The 4033-nt window shown below is 60.9% G+C and carries 3 protein-coding genes; 1 reads left to right on the top strand and 2 read right to left on the bottom strand.

From position 1 onward, the window contains the following. Positions 1 to 79: 79 nt before the first annotated feature. Entirely contained in the window at positions 80 to 769 is a 690-nt protein-coding gene (locus LIO98_RS00770; RefSeq protein ID WP_291952403.1) for a response regulator, read from the bottom strand. Beyond that, positions 744 to 2306, bottom strand: a complete 1563-nt coding sequence (locus tag LIO98_RS00775; RefSeq protein WP_291952404.1) for a DUF4118 domain-containing protein — start codon at positions 2304 to 2306, stop codon at positions 744 to 746. The genes LIO98_RS00770 and LIO98_RS00775 overlap by 26 nt, the downstream gene beginning before the upstream one ends. 283 nt (positions 2307 to 2589) lie before the next feature. Here LIO98_RS00775 and LIO98_RS00780 point away from each other — a divergent pair, with 283 nt between their 5' ends. Next, positions 2590 to 3939: an MATE family efflux transporter gene (locus tag LIO98_RS00780; RefSeq protein ID WP_291952405.1), complete on the top strand. Its 1350-nt coding sequence runs from the start codon at positions 2590 to 2592 to the stop codon at positions 3937 to 3939. Positions 3940 to 4033 lie beyond the last annotated feature (94 nt).

Here is a 4033-nt window from a genome sequence, read left to right on the forward strand (position 1 = left end):
GTTCATACGGCGAGGACACTTAGGGACCGGCTTATGACGCATACGGTGCTTATTCACGCCGATTTTGATAAACGCCGATTTACTCGTCGACTAGGCGATAACCTACGCCAACTTCGGTAACCAGGTAGCGCGGCTGCGCGGGGCTCTTTTCTATCTTGCGGCGCAGGCTCGCCATCAGCGCGCGCAGCGACTGCGTATCGCTGCCGTAACCGGCGCCCCAGACCTGCCTGATGATGTAGGCCGAGGTGAGCACTTTGCCGATGTTCCGGAAGAAGAGCGCGAGCAGGCTGTATTCCATCGGGGTGAGGTGGAGCTCTTCGCCGTCAAGGTAGACGAGGTGACGGTCAAGTTCGATCCTGAGGCCGCCGACGCTCTTGACGGTCTCCTGGGTGGATTCGCCGTGGCGCTCCAGGTGGCGGAGGGCGACGCGGATACGCGCCGAGAGCTCCGTCGCGGAGAAGGGTTTGGTCAGGTAGTCGTCGGCCCCCGCGTCGAGCGCCGCCGCCTTTTCTTTGTCCTGGTCGCGCGCGGAGACGACGATGATCGGCATCTCCGACCATTCGCGCACCTTTTTTATGATCTCCATGCCGTCCATGTCGGGCAGCCCGAGGTCCAGCAGGATGAGGTCCACCCGCTCGGAGAGCAGCTTCGCCATCGCCTCCGCGCCGTTGGCGGCGGCGGTATATTCGAGCCCCATGTTTTCAACGGCGAAGCAGTTGAAGTTTCTTATCTGGTTGTCGTCCTCAATTATCAGAATGCGTCTTGTCATTTTGACCGTCCTTTGCCAGAGGCAGCATAAAGTTGAAGCGCGCGCCGCCGCCGGTGATGTTTTCCGCCGATACCGTTCCGCCGTGGGCCTTGATGATGGCCTCGCAGATGGGCAGCCCGAGGCCGATGCCCTTTTTTACGTCGGAGGAGCGTTTTTTTGAAGTATAGAACATTTCAAAGATGTGCGGCAGGTCCTCGGGCGGAACGCCTTCGCCCTCGTCCTCTACCGTGACGCGCACATAGCCTCGGCCGACGCGGTCCGCCGAGAGAGATATCCTCTTTCCCGGCGGCGTGTGTTTTGCCGCGTTGTCGAGGAGGTTGACGAGCACCTGCTGGATGAGACGTCCGTCTGCCATTACCATCAGCAGTTCGTCCGGCAGCCGTACTTCGAGGCGGCGTCCCTCAAGGTGGCGTTTGACGTGATTCAGCGCGGCCTCGGCGATCTCTTCCAGCGCCGAGGGCTCGTATTTTATGACGGAGGCGCCGCTCTGTATCCTTGTGAGGCTGAGGACGTTTTCCACGATGTCGTGCAGCCACTGCGCGTCGCTGTAGATCGCCGCGGCGAGGGCCGATTTTTGCTGGTCGTTCCGCTCTCTTTCCATGAGGATCTCCGCGGTGCCCATGATCCCCGCCAGCGGGGTGCGCAGGTCGTGTGAGATGGCGCGCAGCAGGCTGCTGCGGTAGCGCTCCTGCGCCGCCTCTTCCTCCGATTTGAGCCGCGCCCGCGCGCTGCCGTAGCGGTCCATCGCCAGCGCGACGCCTTTGATGACGGAGTGCAGCGCCTGGCGCTGGTCGTCGGTCATCGTGCGCGCGTCGGGAGTCGGTATCCTGACGACGGCAAGCAGCTTTTTCGTGCTGTAGACGGGCCAGTCGAAGAATTCTTCTCCCGCGAGGTAGGCGCGGCGCAGCTGGAGCATTTCATTCATCACCCGCTGCGGCTCTTCTGTCCTGCGCCAGATCGGCGTGTCTTCGCCGACCTGCTGGATGTAGGAATCTTCCGGCCGTCCCTCGCCGTTGAAGCAGAGGCAGGCGGCCTGCCAGCCCCAGAAGCTGTGTATGGTGTTGACGGCGACGCCCGCAATCTCATGGGGGGTAAAGGCGTTGCTGAGCCTGTTGGTGAAGCTGTAGAGCATAAGCACCTCGGCCTCACGCCGCCGCGCCTCCTCCTCGGAGGCCTTCGCCTTGGAGGTGAGGGCGCCGGTTATCGAGGCGGTGATCGTCATGATGGCGAAGGTGATGATGTGGGAGCTGTCGCTGACGGCGAAAGAGTATAGGGGGATGGTAAAGAAAAAGTTGTATGTGAAGGTCGAAACGAAGGCGGCGGCGATACCCCAGCGGTAGCCGGGCGTGAAGCGCGCCGCGAGCAGCACCGCGAGAATGTAGGTGATGACGATGTTCGTCTCGGGGAATCCGAGGGCGCGGAAGAGCAGCCCGATCAGCGTCGCGCCGATAATCAATGAGGCGGCGAGCAGGACGAAATGAGCGGGCTGCTTTGGGGCGAGTCCTCCGCTCAGTTTTGAAAGAAGTTGTTTCGTCATCAGGACATTCCTCCTTTGCCGTTGTTTAGTCTACCGCCTTTTGCCGCTCCTGCAAAGCCGGAAATAGGGGAGCTCCGGCGGTCAGGTATATGTGTGTTTATGCGGTAGCGGTATTTAGCCGCCGCCATTTTTGTTTTTGTGTTAAAATAACGGCGGTAAAAAGAATATGCGTATCACGCCGCCGCCGGGTGGCGTGTTTTTAGACGCGCGGGACTCATGCCGTTAGGCCTTAGAAGGGATGAGTCTTTGCGCGGATTTTTGTTTTTTACGGGGGCGTTTATTTATGGGGAAGAGGCTTTTTCCGACCTTTGTCAAATATGTCTCGCAGAGCGTGATGGGCATGGTCGGCATATCCTGTTATATTCTTGCCGACACCTGGTTCGTGGCCGCCGCCTTCGGCGCGGAGGGGCTCGCCGCGCTGAATCTCGCGATTGTGGTTTACAGCCTGATGAACGCCGCCGGGCTGATGGCCGGTATCGGCGGCGCGACGCTTTTTTCGCTCTCGTTTGCCGCGGGAAGGGAGCGGCGCGCGGAGATATTTTCCTCCACGGCGGCGCTCGGCCTGTTTTTCGCGGTTATTTTCACGGGCGCGGGGCTGTTTTTCAGCGGTGGGATCGCGCGGCTGCTTGGCGCGGATGAGGCGATCTTTGCTATGACGAGGAGTTATCTGCGGACGATCCTCTCGTTTTCGCTCTTTTTTATCATGAATAATATCTTACTCGCCTTTGTCCGCAACGACGGCAGCCCGCGCCTCGCGATGGCGGCGATGGTGACCGGCAGTTTTTCCAATATCGCGCTCGATTACCTGTTTATCTTTCCCTTCGGCTGGGGGCTTTTCGGCGCGGCCCTCGCCACGGCGATCGCCCCGATGATCAGCCTCGCGCTGCTTTCGCTGCATTTTGTCCTGCGGCGGAGTTCCTTCCGCCTCTCCCTGCGGCGGCCCCGCGCCGGAGCGGTCGCGAAGATGGTCCCTCTGGGGCTCTCTTCAATGGTGACGGAGCTCTCTTCCGCCGCCGCGCTCGCGGCCTTTAATCTGATGATCCTCGCGATGGCCGGCAACACCGGCGTCGCCGCCTATGGCATCGTGGCGAATCTCGCGCTCGTGGAACTTGCCGTCTTCGTCGGCATCGCCCAGGGGATGCAGCCGCTCGTGAGCCGCAGCCGCGGCGCGGACGACGGGCATAGCTGCCGCCTTCTTTTGTTTTACGGGGCGGCGCTTTCGCTGGCCGTCGCCTCGCTGGCCTACGGCACGGTATTTGTCTGGGCGCGGCAGGTCGCCGGACTTTTTAATTCCGCGGGCGACGCGCTGCTCGCGGCCTACGCGGAGGAGGGGCTGCGCATCTATTTCGCCGGTTTCTTTTTCGGCGGGCTGAATGTCGTGGCCGCCGCCTTTTGCAGCGCCGCGGAGATGCCGAAGCGCGGTTTTCTCATCTCCGCGCTGCGCGCCTTTTTGCTGGTTCTGCCGCTGGCGGCCCTCTTTTCCTGGCTCTTCGGGATGCGCGGCCTCTGGTTCTCGTTTGTGGCCGCGGAGACGCTGACCTTTATCGCCGCCGCCGCGATGCTGCGCCGGTTTATCTTCGATAGGCCAAATGATAAATGGCGGTTTAGCTTCGACGGTGCAAGGAATAAATAACGCTTTATCTTTTGACTTTGCCCTTAAAGGCGCCCTCTGTGAGGGAGCTGGCTCGGCGATGTTTTTTCGCCGAGACTGAGGGAGAGTTGACCTT

The organism is Cloacibacillus sp., from assembly GCF_020860125.1.
Taxonomy (GTDB): domain Bacteria; phylum Synergistota; class Synergistia; order Synergistales; family Synergistaceae; genus Cloacibacillus.